A 26,232-nucleotide genomic window follows, 5' to 3' on the forward strand; every position below is an offset into this window, starting at 1 on the left:
CTCTATGAGATCCCCGCGGACCACAGGGGCTCCGGGAGCGGCGTGCTGGTGGTGTCCCCGCGCAGGCGCTTGAGCACGTTCTCGGCGCTGATCAGGCACATCGGCACCCCGACGCCCGGCACGGTGGTGCCCCCGGCGTACAGGAGCCCCTCGACCCTCCGGCTGCGGTTGCTGCCGCGCAGGAACGCGGACTGCCGCAGCGTGTGGGCGGGCCCGAGGGCGTTGCCGCGCCAGGAGTGGAAGGCGTCGGTGAAGTCGCCGGGGCCGACGGTGCGGCGCAGCTCGATGCGCTCGGCGAGGTCCGGCACGTGCGCCTTCTCGGCGATCTGCGCGATGGCGCGGTCCACCGCCTGCTCGACCTCCGCGTCGCCCGCGCCGTCCCGGCCGCCGCGGCCGATGCCCCGGCCGTCGGCCGTCTCCGGGGCGACGGGGATCAGCACGAAGAGGTTCTCGCTGCCCTCGGGCGCGACCGTCGGGTCCGTGCGCGAAGGCGCGCAGACGTAGACGCTCGCCGGGTCCGGCGCCCGGGTGGCGCCGCGTGCGTCCGCGGGGGTGATCTGCGCGAAGTTCCGATCCCAGTCGTCGGTGAAGAACAGGGAGTGGTGCAGCAGCTCGGGCACTTGCCCGCGCACGCCGAGCATCGCGAGCACCGCCCCCGGCCCGGAGGTGCGCGTCGTCCACGCGGATTCCGGGGAGGTCTGCAGCTCCCGTGGCAGCAGCGCGGTCTCCGTGTGGTGGAGGTCGGCCGCGGAGACGACGACATCCGCGTCGATCGTCTCGGTCGACGCCCCCGCGGCGCGGGTCTCGCCCGCGGTGCTGGTCTCACCCGAGGTGCGTGCCCCATCAGCGGCGAAGGCCCTGCCCGCGGCACGCACCTCGACGCCCGTCACCCGTGCGCGGCGCGCACCGACGCCGCGCCCTGCCGGCGCGGTGCGGATCGCGGTGACCTCGTGGCCGGTGCGGATCTCGGCGCCCGCGTCCTCGGCGAGCGCGCGCAGCACCTCGACGAAGCGCGTGAACCCGCCGCGCGGGTAGCGCACGCCGTCCTCGAGGTCCATGGCGCTCATCAGGTGGTAGAGGCTCGGCGCGGTCCGCGGGGTGGCGCCGAGGAAGACCGCCGGGTAGCCGAGCACCTGGCGCAGTCGGGTGTCGCGCACGGTGCGCGCGGCGAGGTCGTGGAGGGATTCGCCCAGCAGTCGGGCGAGGGCCGGCGAGCGCGGGGCGAGCTCCCGGAGCGTGCGCGCGGGCAGCGTCGAGAACGTGGTGTAGAGGAAGTGGGAGGTGGCCATGCGGTAGGCCGCGCCCGCCGAGTCGAGGTGGCGGCGCAGGGCGTCGCCCGCCCCCTCCTCCTCCGCCTCGAAGGCGGCGGCCGAGCGCTCCCGGTCGCCGAACAGGTCCAGCGGATGCTCGTACTCCTCGCCGAAGACGCGGTAGGCGGGGTCCAGCTCGACCAGGTCCAGATGGTCCTCGAGGCGGGTGCCCAGCAGCGCGAAGAAGTGCTCGAAGCACTCGTGCATGAGCCACCAGGAGGGCCCGGTGTCGAAGGTGAAGCCGCCCTCGCGCCAGGTGCCCGCGCGCCCGCCGACCTCCTGCCCGCGCTCGAGCACCGTGACCCGGTGCCCCTCGGTCGCGAGCAGCGCGGCCGTGGCGAGCCCTGCGATGCCGCCGCCGATGATCACGACGCGTCGGGCGTCGGCGCGCGGGGCGGGGTCCGAGGCCTGCTCCGACGCCGGGGCCGGGGCCGGCCTCGGGCCCGCGGCGGGGGCCGACGCGGGGCCCGCGGCGGGGCCCGCGGGGACCCTGCGCCCGGGGAGGGCGGCGCGCGCGGCGATGAGAGCCTTCTGCGCGGTGGGGACCCGCACGCGCCGTGCGCGCAGGACCTCGGCGGGCGTGCGCCGCAGGCGCGTCGAGAGCGCGGCGAACAGGTCGTGGGCGGACTGCACGGCCGCCCTGCTCGAGACGGGCAGGTGGGCGATCGCGCCCTGGGCGCGCGCGAGGTCCTCGTCGATGTCGTCGAGCAGGTCGAGCTTCTGGCGCTCGGTGGGTCCGTGCAGGTCGATGCCGGGGAAGTAGGTGCGTCCGCGCCCGTCGGCGTCGTCGCGCAGGTCCCGCAGGAAGTTCACCTTCTGGAACGCGGCGCCCAGGCTGCGCGCGCCCTCGACGAGGGAGGGGCTGGGCTCCACGGGGCGGTCGGCCCCGTCGGTCGCGAAGACGCGCAGGCACATCAGCCCGACCACCTCGGCGGAGCCGTCGACGTAGCGCGCGAAGCTCGCGTCGGTATGGGAGGTCACGTCGAGATCGGCCCGCATGGAGGCGAAGAAGGGACGGGTGAGATCGGTGCCGATCCCGCAGGCGCGGGAGGCCGTCGCGAAGGCGTGGATGACGAGATCTGTGCTGAAGCCCGCGGTCATGGCGGCCTCGGTGCGCTCCTCGTAGTCGTCCAGAGCCGCCGCGATCAGGCGCGCGCCGGCGCCGCTGCCGGCCGCGGCGCCGTCGACGATCTCGTCAGCGATCCGCACGAGGGCGTAGATGCTGCGCACGCGGGCGCGCACGGGCTCGCGCAGCAGGCGCGTGGCCAGTCCGAAGCTCGAGGAGTAGCGGCCGATGACGCGCTCGGCGGCGGCCTCGGCGGTGCGGCAGAAGTCGTCGGCCGCCTTCTGCTGAAGGCTGTGCTTCATCAGCGCCCCCGCCCTTCATCGCCCGCTCGGGCGATCAGCTGTTGTCCACGTCGTGGTTCATGCGCCGCAGGAAATCGATGACCACGGCCCGCTCGTGCGGGCTCAGGGAGGAGGCCACCTCGTGCATGCGCGCGTGGGTGTCCTCCAGTGTGCGCCGCACCTCCTGCTCCCCGCGAGGCGTGGGGGCGACCGCCGTCGAGCGGCGGTCGTCGGGATGGGGTGTCCGCTCGGCGAAGCCGTGGCGCACCAGCCGGTCCACGAGGGCGCTCGCCGAGGCCTCGCGCACCTCGAGCCTGGCGGCGAGGTCCCTCTGCCGCAGCACCGTCCCGGCGCTGCGGGCGGCGAGCAGATGGCGCATGGCCAGCAGGTCCTTCTCGCCCATCCGCATGTGCTCGCGGATCCGCGACCGCATGCGGTGGCCGGACTCCTGATAGACGCGCAGCTCCTCGAGCAGCTCGGTCGCCGTGGGCGAGGCCTCGTGGGAGGGCGGGTACCAGAAGCCGTCGGCCGATGCGGAGTCCACGACCGGCCACCTCCTGACTCTCGCCGATGTCGCTGAGCACATTGTGCCCGACCACGCGGGGTCGAATGGACACGCCCGACCTCTTTCCGTAGCCTGCCTAAGTATTCGACACTCTAACGGAGGTCTTGTGGACACGCACATCGAGAACCCCTTCCATGCCGACCTCCGGCCGGACACGGAGGCCTCGCCCCGGGGACGCCGCGCCGTTCCCCAGCCGTACGACGCGGTGCTGCTGGCGTCCTTCGGCGGCCCCGAGGGACAGGACGACGTGATGCCGTTCCTGCGCAACGTCACCCGCGGCCGCGGCATCCCCGACGAGCGGCTCGCGGAGGTCGGCGAGCACTACCGTGCGCTCGGCGGGCGCTCCCCCATCAACGAGCAGAACCGCCGTCTGCTCGCGGCGCTGCGCACCGAGCTCGGCGAGCGCGGCCTCGCGGTGCCCGTGCACTGGGGCAATCGCAACTGGACCCCGACCATGCGCCGAGCTGTCGAGCAGATGCACGAGGAGGGACATCGCCGCGTGCTGGCCATCGCGACCAGCGCCTACTCCTCCTACTCCTCGTGCCGGCAGTACCGGGAGGACTTCGGTGCTGCGCTCGTCGAGTCCGGCCTGCTGGGTCGGATGCGGATCGACAAGGTGCGCCCGTACTTCGACCATCCGGGGTTCCTCGACCCCTTCGTCGACCACCTGGCGGAGGCCCTGGCATCCCTCGCGCGCGCCGGCACGCCGCGCGAGCGAGTGCAGGTGCTGTTCACGACGCACTCGATCCCCCTCGCGATGGCCGCCGCATCCGGCCCCGCCGAGGAGGGGCACGAGGCGCGCGGCGGGTGGTACCTCGCCCAGCACCAGGCGGCCTGCCGGTACGTGATGGAGCACGCCTCCGGCGAGCACGCGCCGGCCGGCGTCGCGGACGACGCAGCCGTCCCGGGCGCCGCGGTCCCGTGGCGTCTGGTCTTCCAGTCGCGCTCCGGGCCGCCGCAGGTGCCATGGCTCGAGCCCGACGTGAACGACGCCCTCCGGGAGATCGCCCGCGCGGGGACGGCGGACGCGGTGGTGCTCGTACCCATCGGCTTCGTCAGCGACCACGTCGAGGTGATCTGGGACCTCGACACGGAGGCCGCGCAGACGGCGCGGGACGAGGGACTCTCGTTCCTGCGCCTGCCGACCCCCGGCACGGACCCGCGATTCGTCGCCGCGCTCGCGGATCTCGTCGAGGAGCGGATGCGCGCGGACGCACCGCGCGGGTGCGCCACAGACTTCGGGGGCACGGCGGATGTCTGCGGGACGGGCTGCTGCCTCTCCGGGAGCTCCCGTTCGAGCGCACGCCCGACCACCTCGGCGCTGGACTCCGCAGCCGACGCCCGCACGGCTCTCGGCGACGACGGCGTGAGGCGTGCGCTCCAGGGGTACGGTGTCGGGGCATGAGCAGTGACCATGCCCCTGCCCCGCGCCTGACGTCGCGGGGCCCGCAGGACGACTCCGCTCGGGCCGGGGCCGACTCGCGCCGGGTCCTGGTGACGGGCGCGACGGGCTACGTGGGGAGCAGGCTCGTGCCCTCCCTTCTCGAGGAGCGGCTGACGGTGCGCGTGGCCGGGCGCAGCCGTGAGCGCCTGCGCGCGCGCCCGTGGTCCGACGAGGTCGAGATCGCCGTGACGGACCTGGACGACCGCACCTCGGTGCGCCGAGCCCTCGCGGACGTCGACGCGGTCGTGTTCCTCGTGCACGCGATGGCCGGAGGCCGCGGTTACCAGGAGCGCGAGGCGCGGATGGCGCGGATCATGGCCGAGGAGGCGCAGCGCGCCGGCGTCGGCCGGATCGTCTACCTCTCCGGGCTGCATCCGCGCACCCAGGAGCTCAGCGAGCACATGGCCTCGCGCGAGCGAGTCGCGCAGATACTGCGCGACGGCGGTGTACCCACGCTGGTGCTGGAGGCCGCGACGGTGATCGGCGCGGGGTCGGCGAGCTTCGAGATCATCCGCCACCTGGCCGAGCGACTGCCCGTCATGCCCGCCCCGAGCTGGGTGCGCAACCGCATCGAACCGGTCGCCGTCACCGACGTGCTGCACCACCTGACCCGCGCCGTCGCCGTCCCCGAGCCGGTGGCGGGGACATACGGCCTGGGCAGCGGCGAGCGCGATCTGCGCTTCGCCGATCTGCTCGAGCAGTACGCCCAGGTGGCCGGTCTTCCGCGGCGTCGCGTGATCGCGCTGCCGCTCCCGGCGCCGTTCCTGTCGGGACTGTGGATCGGGCTGCTCACCCCCGTGCCGATCTCGATCGCTGTGCCGCTCGCGCAGTCCATGCGCCACGAGGCGATCACGCACGGACCACTCGCCGAGGAGGTCCTGGGATCACCGCCCGGCGGCCCCCTGCCGTACCGCAGCGCGGTGCAGGCCGCCCTGGAGGCGCAGAAGTCCGGCGATCTCGCCTCGAGCTGGGACGACGACGCGGAGGCCGCGCGCGGGCCCGAGGCTCCCCTGCCGGAGGATCCCGACTGGGCGGGTCACACCGTGTTCACGGACCTGCGGGAGCGTCGCGCCGAAGGCGTCGACCCGGCGCAGATCTGGCGGGTCATCGAGGGCATCGGCGGCGCGTCCGGCTGGTATTCCACGCCTCTGCTGTGGAGGCTGCGTGGGCTCGCGGACCGACTCATCGGCGGCCCGGGTCTGCGGCGCGGCCGCCGGGACCCGTGGCATCTGCGCGAGGGCGATGCGGTGGACTGGTGGCGCGTGGAGAAGGTCGAGCCCGGCCGGCTGCTCACCCTGCGCGCGGAGATGCGGATGACCGGACGGGCGTGGCTGCAGCTGGGCGTCGAGGGGACCGACGGAGCCGAGAGCGCCGACGGGTCCGGCGCGGCCGACGCTTCCCGAGGAGCCGGTACGGCCGTCTACCGCCAGCGGGCGGTCTACTTCCCCGACGGCCTGCTGGGGCGGCTCTACTGGTGGGGCATCTCGCCGTTCCACGCCCTGGTGTTCCCCTCGATGGCGCGCAACATCATCGCGGCCGCGCGGCGGCAGCAGGAGTCGGAGCGGGGCGATCAGGGAGCGGCGGGATCAGGGGCGACGGAAGGCACCTCCGCTCTCAGGCGCCGAGCAGGCCGATCGCGAGGTAGCCGGCGCAGAGGGCGCCGATGACGAGCACGGCAGCGGTGCCGGCGAGCATCGGCAGGCCGCCGCGGGCGAGGATCCCCTGTCCGCGCAGGCTGTGGTGGGCGCGCCGGTATCCGGTGGCGGCGAGCGCGTAGGCGAGGACGGCGAGGCCCGCGCCGATCACGCCGACGACCACGGCGAGGATGCCCATCGCCTCGACGGTGAACCGCATGCCCACCAGGCTCGCGACCCCGAAGGCGAGGCAGGTCCGACGCCAGGCGAGCAGCGTGCGCTCGGGCTGCAGGCCCTTGTCGAAGACGGCGTCGGGCTCGACGGGCGAGGGACCCGCCGGTCCGCCCGACGCGTCGGACCCCGCGGTCCCGTCGGAGGAATCTCGACTCACGCGTACAGCCCGATCGTGACCAGGGCGGCCGCGACGACGACGCCGATGACGAGGATCCCGCCGACGGCGAGACCCGGCAGCGGGGTGCCGGCGCGCAGCGACTTCTCGGTCGCCTTCCATCCGAGCCAGGCCTGGACGGCGGCGAGGGTGCCGAGCACGAGGAACACGATCGAGGCGGCGGCCCTCCAGCCCACGGCCTCGGGCAGGGCGAGTGCCTCGAGGGCGAAGGCTCCGGCGTACATCGCCAGGGCCGTGCGCAGCCAGGCCAGGAAGGTGCGCTCGTTGGCGAGGCTGAAGCGGGGGTCGGGCTCGTCCCCGTCGCGGTAGACGGAGGCGGGGAAGCGACGCGGGGCGGTCATGCGGTGGCCTTTCCGGGGGTGGTTTCGTCTGGGGTAGCGTCGGCAGGGGCGGTGAGGGCGACGGTGCGAAAGCCGGCGTTGCCCATCGAGGAGTCGGGGGTGTTCTGGGAGCGGGCGGAGTTGCGGTAGCGATTGCAGTAGGAGATGTGGCAGAGGTAGCTGCCGCCGCGCAGGAGCCGTGCATGCCCCTCCTCGGGTCCGGTGGGGTCGGGGACGGCGCCGTCGGCGTCCCTCTCCACGCCCGGCCGCCGGTACGTCGCGGGGTGGAAGAAGTCCTCGCACCACTCCCACACGTTGCCGACGCTCTGGAAGAGCCCGTAGCCGTTGGGGGCGAAGGCGCGCACCGGGGCGGTGGTGAGGAAGCCGTCCTCGCGCGTGTTCGTCCGCGGGAAGTCGCCCTGCCAGATGTTCGCGCGCCAGCCGCCGTGGTCGGCGTCTCCGCCGGTGTCCGGCTCCTCGTCGCCCCACGGGTACTTGGCGCCCTCGAGGCCACCGCGGGAGGCGTACTCCCATTCGGCCTCGGTGGGCAGACGCCGACCCGCCCATGCGCAGTACGCCTGGGCGTCGTTCCAGCTCACGTGCACCACGGGGTGGTCCTCGAGCCCGTCGATGCTCGAGCGCCTGCCGCCCGGGTGCCGCCAGTCGGCGCCCTGCACGCCGGCCCACCAGGGGGTCCCGGAGGCGGGTCCCATGATGTCGGCGTCGTCGGCCGCGATTGCGAGGTGGAAGACCGCGGAGTAGCCGAAGGCCTCGGCCTCGGTGCGGTGCCCGGTCGCCTCGACAAAGCGGGCGAAGTCGGCGTTCGTCACCGTGGTCGCGTCGATGTCGAGGGCGCTGATCGCGACGAGGTGGCGCGGCACCTCGCCGTCGGCGCGGTTCCTGTCCCCGGAGGAGTCGCCCATGGTGAAGGTGCCGGCGGGGAGGTGGGCCTGGGGGACGAGATCATGGCGCCCGCGCCCCGAATCACGGCGGGAGGAATGAAACGCTGGAGGCGAGACCGAGCCTCCAGCGTGCTCGAGATCGTCTCTCGTCGGGTTCCCGCAACCGCACCCACAGTCACACGCATCCGCGTTCATCATTCTCCTCGTCTGCACGATCATCCTCCAGCGCAGTGCTCGACCCAACGCTCCATCGATTCTTGCAGGCACTCAGCCGCGGCGTCGGCGCCACTGCGCCCGGAAAGGACTCCGGCCGAGCCCCTCGGCTCAACTCCCCGCACCGGGTGCTCAGATGGTTGCGAAGACGTTGAGCAGAGGGTCGGCGCTGCGCTCGAGTTCGGCCCTGAGCGCCGTGCGGGCAGCGAGCAGATCGTCGGCACGCGCGGGATCGCCCGCGAGGTTCTCGAGGCAGTCGGGGTCGTTCCGCAGGTCGTAGAGCTCCTCAGGTGCGCGTCGGAGGTAGAACGCCGTGCGCTCCTCGAGGGCGTCGTCACCCTCCGCGGCGCCGACCATCGCCCCCCAGCTGAGCCCCTGCATGTTCTCCGCGCGGTACTCCTCCTCCCCATCCGACCAGGAGTTCCAGACGTACCCCCAGTCGGCGGTCTGCACGCAGCGCATCTCGTATCGCCGCTTGGCGCTCGTCTCATGGAACACCGTGTGCACCCGATCCCGGCCGGCGATCTCGCGCGCACCGGCGCTCTCCTCGAGCAGCGGCATCAGCGTGCAGCCATCCAGGCCCTCAGGGACCTGCGATCCGATGATCTCGCAGAAGGTCGGGAAGAGATCCAGCGTGCTCACGAACGGTTCCTCGAGGACCGCGCCCTCGCGGATCCTTCCCGGCCAGGCGACGATCAGCGGCGTCGAGGTGCTGCGCAGGTAACAGTTCGCCTTGGCGAACGGGAAGGCCATGCCGTTGTCGGACAGGAACACCACGATGGTCTCCTGCGCCTGACCGCTGTCCTCGAGTGCGTCCAGTACCTCGCCGACCACGTCGTCGCAGCGCCGGGCGGAGCTCAGGTACTGCGCGACCTCTCTGCGCACCTCGGGCAGATCCGGAAGGAAGCCCGGGACCTCGACCTCCTCTGCGGAGAACACCCTCGACGGTTCGGGGTACGCGGCGCGCTGCTGTGCACTCCACTTCGCGCGCTCGTCCTCGCTCCCGTGGAACGGGCGGTGGGGGTCATGCGCGTTGGCCATCAGGAACCACGGGCGAGCATCCTCCGCGGCTTCCGCGATGAACTCCCGCGCGGCCCGTCCGTAGGCCTCCGGACTGCGACCGAGGCCCAGCTGCGACATGGACCGGGCGAAGTCCCACTTGAACCTCTCGACGGGTTCGATGTGGTCGACCTTCCCCAGGATCCCCGCGCTGAACCCCTGTTCGTGGAGGTGATCGGTGAGGACCCCGATGCCGTCCGCGATGGGGCCGAAGCCCTCAGCGCCGTTGCGGTGCGGCAGGCATCCCGTCATGATCGCCGACCTGCTGGGCTGACACACTGCGATCGGGACATGACTGCGGCGGAACGACATCCCCGCGGACGCGAGGGCGTCAAGCCGGGGCGTGGCGCAGCGATCGCCGCCGAACGCCCCCGGTGTGCGCGCATCCATGTCGTCGGCCGTGATGAGCAGGATGTTCGTCATCAGGTTCCTCTCGTTCCTCTGATCCGGAGCTTGCCGAGACTCCACTCTACTGTTATTTTCTCCTCTGGAGTAACTAACGTTGCGCCCTGCTCCAGGCATAACACTTCCCGATGAAGCGAGGTCTCCCCGTGACACACGTCGACACCGGCGCACCGCCTGCGCCCTCCCCGACGGCCCGCCGGGTCGCACCCGGAGTCATCTACTTCTTCGGAGCGCTGGGGGCGCTGATCTGGGGGTACGACAACGGAGTGCTCGCCGGCGCACTGCTGTTCATCGAACCGCAGTTCTCGATGACACCGACTGAGATAGGCCTCGTCGGGTCCTTCCTCTCCATCGGCTCCGCCCTCGGGGCCGTCACCTCCGGCCTGCTCGCGAACCCGCTCGGGCGCAAGCGACTGATCTTCATCGCGTCCCTGGTCTTCGCGGTCGGCATCGCCCTGGCGACGTTCGCCAGCGGCGTCCCGATGCTCATGCTCGCGCGCCTCGTGCTGGGACTCGGGATCGGGCTCGTGGCGGTCTCGATCCCCGTCTACCTGGCCGAGATCTCCCCGGCAGGAGTACGCGGGCGCATCGGCTCCCTCACTCAGCTGATGATCGCCTCCGGCATCCTCCTGGGGTACATCGGCAACCTCGCACTCTCCCCGTTCGGCGCCTGGCGACTCATGTTCGCGGTCATGATCGTGCCCACGATCGTCCTCGCGATCGGAGTCTGGGTCCTGCCCGAGAGCCCCCGATGGCTGCTGCGCAAGGGCCGCCTGGACGAGGCTCGCGCCCAGCTCGCGCAGCAGGTGGACGCCGAGGAGCTCGAGCGCACCGTGAGCGAGATGCAGGAGTCCCTCGCCACCCGGCGCCTGCCTCTGCGCCAGGCCTTCGCCACGGGACTGGGGAAGATCATCGTGCTCGCGATCGCCCTGGAGATGCTGACGCAGCTGCTGGGCATCAACACCATCGTCTACTACGCCCCGAGCATCCTGAAGTCGATGGGCTTCTCCGATCACGCCGCTCTCGTCAACACGATCGGCTTCGGCGTGGTCTCCGTCGTGTTCACGGTGATCGCCGGTCGCGTGATCGACCGCTTGGGCCGGCGCTTCCTGATGGGTTTCGGCGCACTGATCATGGCCGCAGCCATGATCACGATGGCCACGCTCTCCGCCACCATCGGATTCACCGTGGGGGTCAGCGGCATCATCGGGATCATCGCTCTGTGCGTGTTCAAAGCGACCTACTCGCTGAGCTGGGGCACCGCGACCCGTATCGTGGTCTCCGAGCTCCTGCCCACCCGCATCCGCGGATCGATGCAGGGGATCGCGCAGATCTTCAATTACGCCGCGACGTTCGTCCTGTCTCTGACCTTCCCGATCCTCCTGGCCACCGGTAGCGGTCTCGCCTTCGCGATCTTCGGGTGCATGGGGATCCTTGCCTCGATCGTCGTCTTCCTGTTCCTCCCCGAGACCAAGGGCAAGACCCTCGAAGAGATCGAAGCGCAGGTGACCGCCCGCAAGGTCGGGCGCTGACGCACCGCGGCGCGGCACCGGGCGACCAGAGCCCGGCGCCGCGCCGACTCCGTTCGGCCCGAGCACCGCGCCCCCAGGGACCCTCAGCCGCGCACGCTGTAGACGAACCTCTCCAGGGCGACAGCCGCGGCACCGACGACGCCCGAGGCGGACCCGAAGGTGGGCCGGGCCAGCAGCAGAGTCTCTCGCAGGAGAGGGAAGACCCGAGCGCGGGTGGCCAGGTCCAGTCGCTCCAGGAGCTCGTCGCTCGCACCGTCGAGGATGCCTCCGACGACCACGAGTTCGGGCCCCAGGAGATTGACCGCCGCGGCCAGGCCGATCGACAGATCGTCCACGGTGCGCCGCAGGAGCTCGGCCACGGCCGGGTCCTGTGGCGCATGCTCTTCCATGCGCCGCAGCGGGTTCTCCCCCTCGCTCCCGGGGATCGCAGCCAAGGCGCGCGTGAGCGCCGGCTCCGCGACGACGGCCTCGAGACACCCCGTCGATCCGCACGTGCAGGGCTCTCCCGTATCGGAGACATGGACATGGCCGAGCTCGCTCACCCCGTGCCGCCCACCCAGGAAGGGCTCGCCACGCAGGACGAGCCCCAGTCCGACGCCCGTCTTGACGTACACGAAGGCGAGACTCGACGCGCGAGCTCCGAAGCGGCTCTCCGCGAGAGCCATCGCGGAGACGTTGTGCTCCGCGATGACGGGGAGTCCGAGCTCGGCTTCGACGATGTCGGCGACCGGGGCGTCGCTCCAGCCCAGGTTCAGGGACAGTGAGTTGGTTCGACCGTCCGGCTCCACGACGCCGGGGGCCGCGACCCCCACGGCAACGGGATCGTGCGCCCCGAGGAGGTCCTCGTCCACACGCCGGGCGATCGAGCGCAGCGCCTCGTCCTGCGGCAGCCCGTCATCGAAGGTGAACACGGTCTGCTCCACCACACGGCCGAGACCGTCGACGATCGCGGCCTGTGCCGTGCCGACCCCGATCTGGATCCCGCACACGGCCAGCGTCTCGGAGCGCAGATGGAGCGCCACCGCGGGCCGTCCGATGCGCGCGCCCCCCGGGGCGGCCCCCTCTTCGACATACCCGGCCGTCACGAGCGGCGCGACCGCCTTCGTCACCGTCGTCGGCGAGAGACCGGAGATCTCTGCGATCTCGCTGCGCGAGAGCGGCCCCCGATCGCGCAGGAGCGTGAGCACGAGACCGTCGTGCCGGCCGCTGAGCGGCCCGGGGAGCTCGACACGTCGACGGCGGTTGCGTGCTGCTGTGGCGGCCATGCCTTGATCGTACAGGCGCGGTGGTTTAGTTTTGTGACTGGAGAAAAGAACGCGGACCGAGTCCGCACCGAGAACGAGAGGGGTCCCCGTGCCCACACGACGACGTCCGAATATCGTCATGATCCTGACCGACGATCACGCCTCGCATTCGATCAGCGCCTACGGGTCGCTCGTCAACACGACGCCGCGGATCGACGAGATCGGACAGGCGGGCGTGCGTTTCGAGAACTGCTTCGCGACCAACGCCCTGTGCTCACCGAGCCGGGCATCGATCCTCACCGGAACGTACTCGCACATCAACGGGGTCTCGACGCTGGTCACACCCATCGACGCCTCGCAGCCGACGTTCGTCTCACAGCTCAAGGCGGCCGGCTACCGCACGGCGATGGTCGGCAAGTGGCACATGGGCCATGGAGGGGAGCACGACCCCCAGGACTTCGACTACTGGGACGTGCTGAGCGGATCCGAGGGCCAGGGGGAGTACTGGAACCCCCTCTTCCTCAGCGCCGAGGGCGAGAGGACGGTCGAGGGATACGCGACCGATGTCATCACCGACATGGCGACGAACTGGGTGGACGCGCTCGACGGCGAAGACCCGTGGTGCGTCCTCATCTACCACAAGGCGCCCCATCGTCCCTGGCATCCGAAGCCCGAGCACGCGGACCGTCACAAGCGCGAGATCCCGCTCCCGGCGACCTTCGAGGACGACCTCTCGACGCGGTCCGCGTCGTCCCGACGCGCGCTGATGCGCCTCGCAGAGAACCTGAACCGCGACGACCTCAAGGAGGACCCGCCCGAGGGCCTCACGTACGAGCAGGCCGCGGTGTGGAAGTACCAGCGGTTCATGGAGGACTACCTCGCGTGCGTGGACAGCGTCGACGAGAACGTGGGCAGGGTCATCGACTGGCTGAAGGCCCGTGGGGACTTCGACGACACCGTGCTGATGTACGCCTCCGATCAGGGGTTCTTCCTCGGCGATCACGGCTGGTTCGACAAGCGGTTCATGTACGAGGAGTCGCTGCGCATGCCGCTGCTCATGAGCTATCCCCACGGGTTCGCCGGACAGCAGGTGCATGAGGGGCTGGTCTCGAACGTCGACTGGGCGCAGACGATCCTCGATGCGGCCGGGGTCGAGAGCCACGAACGCATGCAGGGCCGCAGCTTCTGGTCGGATCTCACAGGAGACGAGGACGGCCCCTCGCCCGCCGAGGGCATCTACTACCGGTACTGGGAGCACGACGACACGTTCCACCGCGCCCCGGCCCACTACGGCTACCGCACGGACCGCTACAAGATCATCTACTTCTACAACGACGGGCTCGGCCTGCCGGGATGCGGCCCCTTCACCTACCCCCCGGAGTGGGAGCTCTACGACCTCCACGAAGATCCTCAGGAGCTGCACAACGTCTATGACGCACCGGGATACGCGACCATCCGCGAGGAGCTCAAGGCTGCGATGTGGCGCGAACAGGAACGCCTCGGCGATGCTCCGCACGCGAGTCAGCCGCGCCCCGTGGCGCTCGAGAGCGCAGGCGCCTGAGCCCTCGAGGGCCCGACGCGCGTCACCAGGAGGGGGGGGGGGGGGGGGGGGGGGGGCCCCCCCCCCCCCCCCTCCCCGTTACGGGGTCCACACCGGCGACACCTCCGGCGCATTCACCCCGCCGCGAGGAGCCCTCGCATGCGCTCCCAGGGGATCACGCCGTGCGCATCGGCCCATTCCTGCCACGACCCGGCGAGCTCCGCGACAAGGTCCGGGTGCGCGTGCGCGAGGTTCGTCAGCTCGGACCTGTCGCTGTCGAGGTCGTAGAGCTCCCACGGCGAGTCCGCCTCGCGCACGATCTTCCAACGACCGGCGCGGGCGGCGCAGTTGCCGATGTGCTCCCAGAACAGCGGCCGCGTCTCGTCGCCGGGCTCGGCACCGCGCAGAACACCGAGCATGGAGACGCCAGGGCCCGCGGGCACCGCCACGCCGGCGGCCTCAGCCAGGGTCGGCAGCACATCGGTGAGCTGATGGGGGGCCTCGAGGATCCGACCGCCGCTCAGCGACCCGCCCGGCCACGAGACGATGAAGGGCGTCGCGATGCCCCCCTCGTGCACCCAGCGCTTGTAGAACCGGAAGGGCGTGTTCGAGAGGTTCGCCCAGGCGGCCCCGTAGCTCGCGAACGTGTCGTCGCCGCCGGGCACGATCTCGGGGCGGTTGCCGATACGCATGGGGCGACCATCGAGAGTCTCCGACGGCTGGCGCTCGAGGAAGTGAGGGGCGTCCGCAGGAGGCAGCTCCTCTGCGCATGCCCCGTTGTCCGAGAGGAACACGATGATCGTGTCCTGCAGGGCTCCGCTGTCCTCCAGCTGACGGAGCACGGCGCCGATCCCTCGGTCCATCGCCTCGACCTGAGCGGCGTACACGGCCATCCGCCGCGACTCCCATGCCGGGTCGCTCGCGTCGTCCCAGGCGGGCTGCTGGGGGTCTCGCGGGCTGAGCCCCGCGCGCTCGTCGACCACACCCTCGGCGAGCATCCGCTCGTAGCGCTGCTGGCGCAGGGCGTCCCACCCGGCGGCGTAGACCTCCTCGTATCCGGCGATGTCCTCTTCTCGTGCGTGCAGGGGCCAGTGCGGCGCATTGAACGCGAGGTAGAGGAAGAACGGATCGTCCGTCCGGGCATGGCTTCGCACGAACGAAGCCGCGCGCTGCGAGATCGCATCCGTGAGGTAGTAGTCCGGGTCCTGCGGCGCCTCCAGCTTCCGCTCTCCGTCCCACAGATGCCGGGGGTGGAAGTAGTCGTCAGCACCCGGGATGATCCCGTAGAACTCATCGAAGCCGCGGCGCGTCGGGAAGGTCTCGTTGACCTCGGCCGTGCGCCCCGTCAGGTGCCACTTCCCGAAGAGCCCGGTCGTATACCCGCCCTCGCGGAAGAGCTCGGCCATCGTCGGCACATCCTGCCGGATCTCTCCGGGGTAACCACCCCTCTCCTCCTGCCGATCCGTGAGCACGCCGATCCCCGTGCTGTGCGGATGGCGCCCCGTGAGCAGGCTCGCCCGGGACGGGCTGCAGCGCGCCGTGTTGTAGAAGCCGCTGAGGCGCACTCCGTCCCGCGCGAGGCGGTCGAGGTGGGGCGTGCGGATCTCTCCGCCGTAGCAACCGAGGTCCGAGAAGCCGAGATCGTCGGCCAGGATCAGCAGGACATTGGGGTGGGCCTCCGAGGCGCGCATACGGCTCCGTACCCGTCGTGATGACACGACGTCTCGATTTCTATTCGTCACTGGAGAAACTAATTCTCCCAGATGCCCCCGTCAAGCCCTCGCGCACCCTGAGGGCGCTGACGGCCCGACGCCCGCGGGGCCCGCAGAGCCCGGCAGCGACGAAGGGGCGCAGGCACGCACCTCCGGACGGGCGCTGGCCGCAGCGGGGGCGCTGCCGCTCACCGCACCGAGCGGATGAATTGGTTGATGATCGCCCCCAGGCTTCCGATGATCTCCCACCGATGAAGAGCGCGGGGTAGTTCTCCCCTCCCCCGCCGATCATCAGGAAGAGTGACGCGGTCACCGGAACGAGGGTCTGCGGCAGCACGTTGGCCAGGTGCAGGACGCCCATGTCCTTCGCGACGTCCTTGCGGGACGGGAGGACTTCGGCGATCAGCGCCCGGTCCACTGCCCGGTACACCCCGTTGGCGAGTCCCGCCAGCGCGATGGCCACGAGCAACACGGAGAAGCTCGGCGAGATCGCCGCGACGATGTGGGCGAGGGCGACGATCAGGGCGGAGATCAGAACGCAGATCTTGCGTCGACGGATCTTGTCCGAGACCCATCCTCCGGCGACGCTGGCAGCCACGGTGCACACGGTGAGCACCGTCGTCGTGGCGAGGACGGCCGTGCCGATGGTCGCATCGGTGCACCCGAAGCGGGAGTCGGAAGCGGGGCACGTCAGCCCTCGACTGAGTGCGATCCTTCACGAGCAGATACCTCAGGAGGGCCACGGCCCCTCCCTCGAAGCGGATCCTTCGGAGCGTCTGCGCACGAGAGGTGTTGCGCTCTCCCAGGAGCGCCATGAGCAGCCCTTCATTCGTCCCGAAGCGGCGCAGGAACCCCTGCACGCTGATCCCCACTGCTGCAGCGATCTCCTGCAGAGATCCTTGCCGGTACGCGCGCCGCCCGAAGACCTCCTCCACGGCGGCGAGTATCTGCGTACGGCGCTCGACCGGCGAAAGACGCACCCGGGCCGAGGTGTGTCGTCACGCCTCCAGCATCCCACGGCTGCCCGGGTGCGCGCCTGGAGCTCACCTCTGGCCCCCATGAGCTGACCTCACCGCGCAGCCAGCGCCTCCCCCACCCGCCGCAGCTGCGCGACGCTCACGAGCCCGGCGGCGGCCATGTCGTACAGGGTCATGCCCGCCGGCACGTTGACGGCCTCGGTGTGGACGACGCCCGGGACCTCGCGGGCGAGCGCCTCGCGGACATGGGAGCGCGAGGCGAGCTCGAGCAGCGGGAGCCCGAGCAGATCGGCACCGGGCAGCTCCTCCCGTGAGGGCATGGCGATCGCCATCTCCGCGGCGCGCTCGGCGTGCGCGCGGGCCAGCAGATGCTCGGTCGTCACCTCGCCCTCGAGGGGAAGGCCGAGGCGCTCGTACTGGCTGCGCGGTGCATCCGCGGCGCGCATCGCCTCGACGAGCTGGCCGGCCATCCGCAGCTCGACCTCGTCGTCGAGGATCGGCGAGTGCTGATCTGGATCGGCCTCCAGGTCGAACAGCAGTGTGCCGTGCTGCCAGGGGTTCATCCAGCCGCCGAGCGCGTCCATCCGCATGGTGCGCAGTCCCTTGGTGAATGCGAAGGGCTCGGCGGGCTCCCATGCGGCGAGCTCATCGACCCCGAAGCGCGAGCGCATGTGCGTGGGCATCAGCGTGAACTCCTCGAGCGGGGCGTTGTCCCTGCCCGCGCTCGAGCGCATGTACACGTACCGGCCATCGGTGATGTTCACGTGCCCGCCGTGGACGCCGAACAGGGCGGTGCGCTCGCGGGCCGAAGGATGCGCGAGGTCCCGTCCCTGCATGTCGGGGGTGGGCTCGATGCCGAAGTAGCGCAGCATCGTGGGGGCGATGTCGATGGTCTGGGCGAGATCGCCGCAGCGCTCGTCGGCCGCACCGGCGCGCGGGTCCCACAGGAACATCGGCAGGTGCACGAGCTCGTTGAACCAGGGCTGCACGGACTTCGCCCACCAGCCGTGCTCGCCGAGCAGGAAGCCGTGGTCGGTGTTGACGATGAGCATCGTGTCATCCCACAGACCGTGGGAGTCCATGGCGTCCAGCACCCGCCCCAGCGAGCGGTCGCACATCGAGACCAGCGCCGCGTATTCGCGGCGGGCATGCTCGACCTGCGCCTCGGGCTCGGTGACCTTCTGATATCCGGGCCAGTCGAAGGTGGGGCCGTCGTACTGGTGGGGGTAGAGATCCTTGTAGGCCTGGTGGCTGAAGAAGGGCTCGTGCGGGTCGAACAGCTCGATCTGCAGCATCCAGTCGTCGGCCGCCGCGTTGGTGTCGATGAAGTGGATGCCCGCATCGACCGTGCGGGTCTGCGAGTGCTCGGCCTCGGTCGCCATGTATGTGCGGTTCACGCTGTCCTGGGCGACCATGCGCTCGTGCAGCGGGGCGTCGGGGGCGCTCTGCGCGACCACGCCCTTCCACGGATCCCCCTCCTGACCACGGAAGAACTCCCAGGTCGAGTACCGGGTGTGGTACGTGGCGCCGCCGTCCTCCCAGTAGTGCGGGTGGTCGGAGGCGAGGTGCGTGTGGACACCGTGGTCCTTGAGGATCTGCGGCATCGAGTCGTCGAAGGGCTCGAGCGGACCCCAGGAGCGGTGCAGGAAGTTGTACCGGCCGGTGTGCATCTCCCGGCGGGCGGGCATGCACGGCATCGAGCCCGCGTAGAAGTTCTCGAAGGTCACGGCGCGCTGGGCGAGGCGGGCGAAGTTCGGAGCCTGCACGATCGTGTCGCGGTACTGCTCGAGCATGTGCCGGTTCAGGCTGTCGAACATCAGGATGATGGCCTTCATCGGGCGCGCTCCTCGGTGGTCTGCGGGTCGTCGGACTGCACTGCGGGCCTCCTCGGCGAGAGCGAGGGCGCATCCTGGATCTGATCGCGCAGCGCCGCGATCCGCGCGATGTGCGCGTCCTTGGCCTCCGCTCCGGCACGGTGGGACCACTCCCCGACCGCGTCCGCCAGCTCCTCGTCGAAGGGCAGCTCCGGGGTGCGCTCGAGGCGCCTGTCGCGGAACCGGTAGCGCGCGACCTCCTGGGTGCGCGCCGCGAGCTCCGTGTCCAGGAGACCGATCAGGTCATCCCGCGACATGAACCCGGCGAAGGCCAGACGCGCCTGGAGATCCGGTTCCTCGAAGCGCGTGGGCGGGCTGTACGGGCCGGTGAGCCAGTCGAGGAAGACGGTCGACCCCTCCTCGGTGAGGCGGTAGCGCTTCGCGTCCGTCGCACCGGGACGCGGCTCGACGTCGTGCACGACCCACCCGCGCTGCTCCATGCCTGCGAGCGAGCGGTAGACCTGGCTCATCTGCGTGTTGGCACGCAGGAATCGGCCGTGGGTGTCCATGTACTTCTTGAGGTCGTAGCCGGTCGCGGGCTTCATGGCCAGCACACCGAGCAGCAGGTGCTCGAGCTTCAACGCGTCCTCCTTCGGAGCTGCAGCTGTGGCTTCCCCACCATTACACATGTGGAATGGATTGCGCAACGGAGCACCTCCGGACGATCCATTGACGGAACCGTTCCAGTTGTGTCATCGTCTGCGCAGCAGGGCATTCGCATTGTGTCATGCCCGACGCGGAAGCCCCCGTCGGCCCGGACCGCTCGTCGGCGAGCAGTCACGCCCCGCACCTGACGACGACGACAGGAGTCACCATGACCCATCCCGCACAGGGCACGGCTGCACCCGCACTCGAACCCACCGGACCCGCCCCCTCCACGAAGGTGCCCCACCGCTGGCGGAACCTCATCACGATCACCGGCGCCGAGGTCGTGGACAACACCGAGGCCGGCCTGTTGAACACTCTCTTCCCCTCGATCGCCGCCGCGCTGCGCCTCGACAACGGCCACCTGGGCATCCTCAGCGCCCTGGGCAAGTTCGCGGCGATCCCGTTCGGTCCGATGTGGGTCTGGATCGCCACGCGGATCGGCCGCAAGCAGGCGCTCGTCCTCAACAACGTCATCGGCGGACTGCTCGGCATCGCCGCCGGCATGTCCCCGGGCTTCATCACCCTGCTGCTGTTCAACACGCTCCTGGCCGGCACCGTGAGCTCGGGCCAGCCGCTGACGAACGCCATCATCGCCGATTCCTTCGACGAGCGGTCCCGGGCGCGGGCCACCGGGTACTACTACGGCATCCTCACCGCCGTGTCCTCGTTCATCGGCCCCGTCCTCGCCCTGTTCTCCGGGCACCCCGACGGCTGGCGCTGGGGCATGTGGATCATCGGCGGGATCTGCCTGTTGTCGTCCCTGCTGATCTCCGCCTTCTACCACGAGCCCGGCATCGGCGCGGCCGAGGCGCAGCTCGCCGATCTCGATGAGTCGCGACGCGCGTCCAAGGTGACCGTCCGCGGCGTCCTCGCGCTCTTCCGCATCCCCACCTTCTCGATCATGATGCTCTCGCGACTGCTCTCGGGGCACCTCCTGATCACCGTCTTCGGCATCCAGTTCCTCGTCACCGAGCGAGGGTTCTCCAACGCCACCGCCGCGACGGTCCTCGTGCCCTTCGGACTGGGGTACGTGATCGCCACCTTCCTCAGCGGCTACGCCGTCGAGCTGCTCGACAGACTCCTCCCCGACCACGGACGCGTCGTGTTCATCCAGGCGGCCCAGTTCCTCTTCGCGATCGCCGCGCTTCTCGGCACTCAGTTCGAGTGGGGCTCGATCGGCGTGTACGCGATCTTCTGGGCGCTGTTCGGGGCGACGCAGGGCATGAACCCGCCGGTGAACCGCCCGATCGTCATGTCCGTGGTCCTGCCGGAGCTGCGGGGCCAGGCCTTCGCGATCTTCCTGACGTTCTTCCAGACGATCGCCTGGGCGCTGTTCTCGCTCTCCGCCGGGTACCTCGCCGAGGCCCTGGGCATCCAGGGCGTGTTCTTCTGGGTGCTGTTCGTGCTCATGGCCGTCAACGGGGTCATCCTCGGCGCCCTCTACTTCACCTACCCTCGGGACGCCCGGAGGGTCACCGACGAGCTCGAGGCGCGTCGTCGCAGCGCCGCGCCCTCCGCCTGAAAGGACCTCGGATGACACACGAGAAGACGCAGTCCCCGCCTCGCAGACCCAACATCCTGTGGATCACGACCCACGACATCAATCCCCACCTGGGCTGCTACGCCGGCGCCTACCCCGGCGCGGAGCACGCGGTGACCCCGCACCTCGACGATCTCGCGTCCGAGGGACTCCGCTTCGACAATGCGTTCGCCTCGGCGCCGATCTGCGCGCCCTCCCGCTCGGCGATCATCACGGGCTGCCATCCTGCGTCCATCGGGACGATCCACATGCGCTCGAAGGCCGTCCCGCCGGCCGGTGTCCGCATGTTCACCGAGCACTTCCGCGAGGCCGGCTACTACGTCACCAACAACTCCTTCACGGACTTCCAGATGGCGACGCCGTCGAGCGCCTTCGACGAGTGCAGCGACACCGCGCACTGGCGAGACCGTCCGGACCCTGACCAGCCGTTCTTCGCGACCTTCCATGGGCTCATCACCCACGAGTCACAGATCCATCTGGACGAGGAGTCCTTCGAGGAGCGCGTGCCGCACGTGCGTCCCGAGGACCGGCACGCCCCGGAGGACGTCGAACTGCCGCCCTACTATCCGGACACCCAGGTGTTCCGGGTCGCCTGGGCCCGCTACCTCGACCTCATCGGCGAGATGGACCATTGGGTGGGCACGATCCTCCAGCAGCTCGAGGACGACGGTCTCGCGCAGAGCACCATCGTCGTCTTCTGGAGCGACCACGGTCGCGGGATGCCCCGTGCCAAGCGCTGGGCGAACGACTCCGGCCTTCACGAACCTCTCATCATCCGCTGGCCTGGTCGCATCACCCCAGGCGCGAGGACAGAGGCGCTCGTGCACCTCATGGATCTCGCCCCGAGCATGCTCGCCGCGGCCGGTCTCGAGGTTCCCGACCACATGCAGGCGAGACCCTTCCTCGACAGCTCGGGCCGCCTCGACGAGCACACCAACGACTATGTCTTCGCCAGCAGGGACCGGATGGGCGATCTGCACGACATGTCGCGCACTGTCAGAGACTCCCGTTACCGCTACATCCGGCATTACCACCCGGACCGCTCGCCGATGCAGCACTGCACCTACCCCGACGGCTTGAGCACCTGGGCGGAGATGCGACGCCTGGCGACCGCGGAGGTCACCCAGCGGGCGATCGGCGATCTGCCGAGTTCCCTCACGCCGCTGCAGAGGACCCTCGTCGCTCCCAGCAAACCCGAGGAGGAGCTGTACGACCTGCTCGAGGACCCGCACGAGGAGCACGACCTCACGGGAGACCGAGAGCACGCAGAGACCCTGGCCCGGCTCTCGACCGCTCTCACGGACTGGCAGGAGCGGATCGGCGACCTGGGCTTCCTCACCGAGGACGAGCTGCAGGAGCGCTGGCGCCCCGGCGGAGACTGGCCGCGCACACCCGAACCCGAGGTCGTCGTCGCGCACGGCGCGGTCGAAGCCCGTTGCAGCGAATCCTCCGCCACCATCATCTGGACCGACGACCCGCCCGCGGCACACGAGCCCGAGGTCCCGCCGTCTGCCGCGGACAGCATGGGCTCACCGAGGAACGCGATCGGCTCCCCCGTCCCCGATGGACGCGCGTGGAGAATCCACTGCGCCGCGTCGCCGATCCCCGCCGACCGCCCCGCGTGGGTCAGAGCCGTGCGACTCGGCTGGCAGCCCAGCGCGGACGTGGCGCTGCGGCACTGAGGGGCAACGACCTCACCGATCTCGCTCCGGAGTGCCCCGCGAGAGCACCACACCGCGCACGGCGTCAGCGTCCTCGCGCAGCGTCTGGGCGCTGGGACGCGCCTGCCCAGCCGCAGCCGACTGCGGGGCGTACCGCGCCGTGGTGACCGCCGCAGCGATCCGCGCGGCCGCCTCGCGAGCCCCGTCCGGCACCTCCAGGCCCGCCGACTCCGCGTCGTCCAGCAGTCGGGTCAGCGCCTCGCCGGGCGGAAGCGCCGCATCGAGCTCGAGCACCACCGGATCCTTGCCGTAGAGCCGGCTCCAGCCCAGCAGGTAGAGCGCCCACGCGCGGTAGTCGACGGCGCGCACCACGTCGGACCAGGCGAGCTCGGCGGCCTGCGACGCGTCCAGCTGCGCCCAGCGCTGCTCGCGCGCGGCCAGCGCACGTCGCCGCACGCCCGAGCGGGCGAGCGCTCCGCCGCCGACGAGGGCTCCGGCGACGCCGACGCCCCCCAGGCCCCATCCCCACCAGGGGACGGCGGCGGGGCCCGCGCCGTCGTCGCTCGCGGAGCTGCTCTCGCTCGATGTTGTCGTGTCCTCCGTGGTGGTGTCGGCCTCGGTGGTCTCCTCGTCGGCGCTCGTGGTGTCCTCGGCCTGCGTCGCCTCGCTGCTGGGGGTGTCCTCGGCGCTCTCATCGGGGTCGGGAGTGTCCGTGGCGAAGGTCGGGGTCGAGACGCCGTTGTCGGCCGCGGCGGGCGTGGGCTCGAAGCGCACCCAGCCGTGGTCGGGGCCGAACCAGGTCTCGGGCCAGGCGTGCGCGTGGTGGTTGGTGATGGTGCGCGCGTCCCCGTCGACATCGCCCGCGGTGAAGCCGATGCTCACGCGCGTGGGGAAGCTCAGGTCGTTCATGACCAGGGCGAACGTGGCGGCGAACTGCTCGCAGTAGCCCACGCGCTCGGCGAGGAAGGCGTCGATCGGGTTCTCGCCGGGCTTCGAGGTGACCGTGAGCGAGTACTCGAAGTTCTCGTGGAAGTAGGCGGCGAGCGCGGTGGCGACGTCGTAGGCGGCCTCGGAATCGGCCTGCTGCGAGATCTCGGTGGCGAGCGCGTGGATCGACGGGGTCGAGCTGACGTTCACGTACCCGTTGTCGTACGGGATGCGCATGTCCGCGTCGGAGACGTCGCGCAGCTCGTCGGGGCCGAAGGAGGTGTCGTCCACGGCGACCGAGTAGCGCATGCCGGAGAGGTCCCGCGCTCCCCCGTCGACCACGAGCTCGCCGTTGCTGGCGCCCGTGCGCGCGAGCTCGGCGGAGTCCCCGGCGTCGGTCCAGCGGATCGGGAACGGCGTGGGCAGGCGGTCGCCGATCAGGTCGGTGATGTGCAGGTCGTAGACGGGATCGCCGTCGGGCCGCGAGGACGCCAGGCGTCGGTCGGAGAACGACTCCGAGGTGGTCCGGGAGGTCGATCCGCGCTGCTTGCCGGCCTGGAAGCTCTGGCCGTCGAACTGGGTGAGCGCCTGCAGGCGCAGGTAGCCGGGCTGCCCCACGTCCGTCGTCATGCGCAGCATCTCGCGCTCGCGGCCCTGCATGAGGTTGCGGCGCACGGACACGGAGTCGTCGATCATCGCCCCGCCGAGCGCCCCGGCGCGTCCCTGCCAGGCGTTGATGCGGTCGAGGTCGATCGGGAACACGGGGTCCTGGGCGCGCGGCAGCACGGCCGAGACCGCCGGCGTCGCGACCGCCACGGCGCCCGCGCCGATCAGGCCGAGCGCGGCGCGTCGGCCCATGCGGTCCCCGGCGGCGCCGGGCCCGGCGGCGCCGGGCCCGGCGGGACGAGCCGCGCCGGACGGCGCGTGCTCGCCCCCGTCGGCCCCCTGCCCACGCGGGCCGCGCGGTCTGCGCAGGCCGAGGCGATCCGGCAGGCCGCTCACGGCGAGGACGGCGAGCGCGGCGAGGATCGGGCCGACGCTGCTCGCGAAGCCGCCGCCGTCGGGCCGCATGAGGGCGGGCACGAGCATGAACCCCAGCAGGATCAGCGCGGTGACCATGTGCCAGCCGCCCTCGACGCAGAGGATGTCCAGCGCGAGCACCACGAGTCCGATGAGGGCGAGCACCACGATGCGCGAGGAGGGCGCCAGGACCAGCGGCGCCTGGGCCTGGAAGAGGATGCTCACGCCCTGGCGGATCACCTCCACCTGCCCGGTCACGAGGGCCGCCGGGCCGCCCACGGGCAGCGCACCGGTGGCCGCCTCGACCCCCACGCACAGCAGGATCAGGCCTACGACCTGCACGGGGAGGGCGCGCATCCGGCGCGGGCTGAAGGCCCGCACGATCGCCCCGAGGCCGCCGACGACGACCGCCGCTCCGAGCGGCAGGGTGAACCAGTCGGCGCCGTCCAGCAGCTGCGAGAGCGGGATGGCGGCGAGCACCACCGCGACGGCGAGCACGAGGCTCATCCGCACAGGGCGCGCCATGAGCCTCTCGCGGAGGGCCTCGCCGGGCGTGCGCGTGCGGGTGGGCGACTGAGCCTCCGAGCCGCGGCTCCCGGGGTCGGTCGAGGCGGCGGTCGCACCGGTCGGGGCTGGGGCGCTCATGATCCGGCCTCGAGCACGTCGCCGAGGCGCGCGTCGGCCGGGGCGTCCAGACGCAGCCAGGTGCCGTCGTGGGCACTGCGCACCCGCTCGTCGCCGGAGGCGGCGGGGCGCACGGCGATCGCGGTGCGCTGCGGGGCGCGGGCGGCGAAGCGGTCCAGCTCGAGGGAGCTGAAGGGGTCGCCGTGGTCGGGGCCGAGCGCGATCGCGAGGTCCACCCGGCCGGAGGCGTGGTCGAGGGCGACGGGCTTCCCCCGCTCCTGCGGGGCGTCGCCGAAGCCCACGCCCGCGAGGTCGATGAGCGCGGCGCGCACGCCGATCGCGCCGGCCTCCGCATCGAGCGGCGAGGCCCCGCCGGCGCGTCCGGCCATGCGGGTGATCTCGTCGCCGTCGGCGTCCACGACGCGCGTCTCCCATCCGTGGGAGGCGAGGCTGACCAGCAGGGATGCGGCATGGTCGAGGATCTTGTCCTGCACCGGGTCGCGGCGCTCGGCGCCCACCTCGTCGCCCTCGGCGTCGCGCGGCAGGCGCGTGTCCAGGACGATCACCGCGCCCTCGCTGCGGGGCAGCTCCTCCTCGCGGGTCATCAGCCGTCCGGCGCGGGCGCTCGCCCGCCAGTGGATGCGGCGCATGTCGTCGCCCGGGGCGTAGGGCCGCGGGATCACGCCGAGCTCTCCGCTGCCGATCGCCGCGCCGGCGCTCTCGAGGTCGCGCCGTCCGATGCCGATCCGGCTCGTTCCGGCGTCGTCGACGGGCTCGACGACGGGCAGGCCGACGACGCGGCCGGGCAGCTCCACACGCGCACCGAGCTGCAGGAGACCGAAGGGATCGCGCAACCGGATCAGGCAGGGGCCGAGCTCGTAGATGCCGCGCCCGCTCACCCGCACGTGGTGGGGCATGCGCGGGGCGAGGCGGAGGTCGCCGGGGCCGCCGAGTCCCGCGGGCAGCTGCGCGGTCACGGTCCCGCTGCCCAGTGGCACGCGGGCGGCGAGCGCCGTGGGCAGCAGGCGCAGGTCCACGCGGGCGGGAGCGCCCGCGGTCACGGCGTCGTCGAGCACGCGCCGCGAGAGCCCTAGCCCGATCCGCAGCAGGAGCACCGCGGCCAGGGACATCAGCAGGGCGAGCACGAGTGCGATGCCGATCAGGCGGCCGGCGGCGAGCCCGGTGATCTCCCCGCCCGCCCACAGCAGCACGGCGACGACCAGCAGGCAGGCGCCGCGGGCCGTCGGCCGGATCCGGGTGCGCCGGGCGCGGGCGCTCGCGACGCCCGCCGTGCCGACGGCTCCGGTCGCCGCGGTCGCCATCAT

At 71.5% G+C, this 26,232-nt stretch carries 18 protein-coding genes and 2 pseudogenes; 6 read left to right on the top strand and 14 right to left on the bottom strand.

Translation table 11 applies throughout. The features are described from left to right. Window positions 1-2: 2 nt before the first annotated feature. On the bottom strand, window positions 3-2,678 hold the full coding sequence (gene crtI / locus I8D64_RS17760; RefSeq protein WP_200501520.1) for a phytoene desaturase family protein: 2,676 nt from the start codon (window positions 2,676-2,678) through the stop codon (window positions 3-5). A gap of 34 nt (window positions 2,679-2,712) precedes the next feature. Beyond that, window positions 2,713-3,201: a MarR family winged helix-turn-helix transcriptional regulator gene (locus tag I8D64_RS17200; protein WP_343068447.1), complete on the bottom strand. Its 489-nt coding sequence runs from the start codon at window positions 3,199-3,201 to the stop codon at window positions 2,713-2,715. A 127-nt stretch (window positions 3,202-3,328) separates the two neighbouring features. On the opposite strand from I8D64_RS17200, the gene I8D64_RS05600 reads away from it, so the two are divergent. After that, the gene (locus tag I8D64_RS05600) at window positions 3,329-4,627 is read left to right on the top strand and encodes a ferrochelatase (protein WP_425490270.1); all 1,299 of its coding nucleotides are present in this window, start codon (window positions 3,329-3,331) and stop codon (window positions 4,625-4,627) included. Then, the gene (locus tag I8D64_RS05605; protein WP_200501522.1) at window positions 4,624-6,333 is read left to right on the top strand and encodes an SDR family oxidoreductase; all 1,710 of its coding nucleotides are present in this window, start codon (window positions 4,624-4,626) and stop codon (window positions 6,331-6,333) included. The genes I8D64_RS05600 and I8D64_RS05605 overlap by 4 nt, the downstream gene beginning before the upstream one ends. Here the strand turns inward: I8D64_RS05605 and I8D64_RS05610 are convergent. The 4 genes and pseudogenes from I8D64_RS05610 to I8D64_RS05625 all read right to left on the bottom strand — a co-directional run bounded on the left by I8D64_RS05610 (window position 6,281) and on the right by I8D64_RS05625 (window position 9,626). Continuing rightward, window positions 6,281-6,691, bottom strand: coding sequence for a DUF202 domain-containing protein (locus tag I8D64_RS05610; protein WP_200501711.1), 411 nt, complete (start codon window positions 6,689-6,691; stop codon window positions 6,281-6,283). The two genes, I8D64_RS05605 and I8D64_RS05610, sit on opposite strands and share 53 nt — an antisense overlap. Next, window positions 6,688-7,050: a YidH family protein gene (locus I8D64_RS05615; protein ID WP_200501523.1), complete on the bottom strand. Its 363-nt coding sequence runs from the start codon at window positions 7,048-7,050 to the stop codon at window positions 6,688-6,690. Before I8D64_RS05615 ends, I8D64_RS05610 begins: the two co-directional genes overlap by 4 nt. Beyond that, window positions 7,047-7,997, bottom strand: a pseudogene (locus I8D64_RS05620) (formylglycine-generating enzyme family protein); the annotation flags it as partial. The gene I8D64_RS05615 and the pseudogene I8D64_RS05620, both read right to left, overlap by 4 nt. A gap of 279 nt (window positions 7,998-8,276) precedes the next feature. Continuing rightward, window positions 8,277-9,626: a sulfatase family protein gene (locus tag I8D64_RS05625; RefSeq protein WP_200501525.1), complete on the bottom strand. Its 1,350-nt coding sequence runs from the start codon at window positions 9,624-9,626 to the stop codon at window positions 8,277-8,279. A 128-nt stretch (window positions 9,627-9,754) separates the two neighbouring features. Between I8D64_RS05625 and I8D64_RS05630 the strand changes: the two genes are divergently transcribed. After that, window positions 9,755-11,140: a sugar porter family MFS transporter gene (locus I8D64_RS05630; RefSeq protein WP_200501526.1), complete on the top strand. Its 1,386-nt coding sequence runs from the start codon at window positions 9,755-9,757 to the stop codon at window positions 11,138-11,140. 83 nt (window positions 11,141-11,223) lie between these two features. Here I8D64_RS05630 and I8D64_RS05635 read toward each other — a convergent pair whose 3' ends face one another. After that, window positions 11,224-12,405 carry an ROK family transcriptional regulator gene (locus I8D64_RS05635; protein WP_200501527.1) on the bottom strand — a complete coding sequence of 394 codons (1,182 nt, stop codon included), beginning with the start codon at window positions 12,403-12,405 and terminating at the stop codon, window positions 11,224-11,226. A gap of 118 nt (window positions 12,406-12,523) precedes the next feature. On the opposite strand from I8D64_RS05635, the gene I8D64_RS05640 reads away from it, so the two are divergent. Then, window positions 12,524-13,945 carry a sulfatase family protein gene (locus tag I8D64_RS05640; protein WP_200501528.1) on the top strand — a complete coding sequence of 474 codons (1,422 nt, stop codon included), beginning with the start codon at window positions 12,524-12,526 and terminating at the stop codon, window positions 13,943-13,945. Window positions 13,946-14,058: 113 nt separating this feature from the next. Here the strand turns inward: I8D64_RS05640 and I8D64_RS05645 are convergent, their stop codons facing one another. The 5 genes and pseudogenes from I8D64_RS05645 to I8D64_RS05660 form a co-directional block, all read right to left on the bottom strand. Then, window positions 14,059-15,615, bottom strand: a complete 1,557-nt coding sequence (locus I8D64_RS05645) for an arylsulfatase (protein ID WP_200501529.1) — start codon at window positions 15,613-15,615, stop codon at window positions 14,059-14,061. Window positions 15,616-15,655: 40 nt separating this feature from the next. After that, the gene (locus I8D64_RS17205) at window positions 15,656-16,348 is read right to left on the bottom strand and encodes an MFS transporter (protein ID WP_343068461.1); all 693 of its coding nucleotides are present in this window, start codon (window positions 16,346-16,348) and stop codon (window positions 15,656-15,658) included. A 109-nt stretch (window positions 16,349-16,457) separates the two neighbouring features. Further along, window positions 16,458-16,616 (bottom strand): annotated as a pseudogene (locus I8D64_RS17900) (helix-turn-helix domain-containing protein); the annotation flags it as partial. An 89-nt stretch (window positions 16,617-16,705) separates the two neighbouring features. Further along, window positions 16,706-18,448 carry a sulfatase gene (locus I8D64_RS05655; protein ID WP_200501531.1) on the bottom strand — a complete coding sequence of 581 codons (1,743 nt, stop codon included), beginning with the start codon at window positions 18,446-18,448 and terminating at the stop codon, window positions 16,706-16,708. Further along, entirely contained in the window at window positions 18,445-19,068 is a 624-nt protein-coding gene (locus I8D64_RS05660; RefSeq protein ID WP_200501532.1) for a PadR family transcriptional regulator, read from the bottom strand. The genes I8D64_RS05655 and I8D64_RS05660 overlap by 4 nt, the downstream gene beginning before the upstream one ends. Before the next feature lie 233 nt (window positions 19,069-19,301). Here I8D64_RS05660 and I8D64_RS05665 point away from each other — a divergent pair, with 233 nt between their 5' ends. Both I8D64_RS05665 and I8D64_RS05670 read left to right on the top strand, forming a co-directional pair. Beyond that, window positions 19,302-20,657, top strand: a complete 1,356-nt coding sequence (locus I8D64_RS05665) for an MFS transporter (protein ID WP_214651082.1) — start codon at window positions 19,302-19,304, stop codon at window positions 20,655-20,657. 11 nt (window positions 20,658-20,668) lie between these two features. Then, on the top strand, window positions 20,669-22,357 hold the full coding sequence (locus I8D64_RS05670) for a sulfatase family protein (RefSeq protein WP_200501533.1): 1,689 nt from the start codon (window positions 20,669-20,671) through the stop codon (window positions 22,355-22,357). A gap of 12 nt (window positions 22,358-22,369) precedes the next feature. Here I8D64_RS05670 and I8D64_RS05675 read toward each other — a convergent pair whose 3' ends face one another. Further along, complete coding sequence (locus I8D64_RS05675) at window positions 22,370-24,928, bottom strand: transglutaminase TgpA family protein (protein ID WP_200501534.1); 2,559 nt, start codon at window positions 24,926-24,928, stop codon at window positions 22,370-22,372. Next, window positions 24,925-26,232: a DUF58 domain-containing protein gene (locus I8D64_RS05680; protein ID WP_200501535.1), complete on the bottom strand. Its 1,308-nt coding sequence runs from the start codon at window positions 26,230-26,232 to the stop codon at window positions 24,925-24,927. Before I8D64_RS05680 ends, I8D64_RS05675 begins: the two co-directional genes overlap by 4 nt.

It is taken from the genome of Brachybacterium halotolerans, assembly GCF_016623465.1.
Classification (GTDB): domain Bacteria; phylum Actinomycetota; class Actinomycetes; order Actinomycetales; family Dermabacteraceae; genus Brachybacterium; species Brachybacterium halotolerans.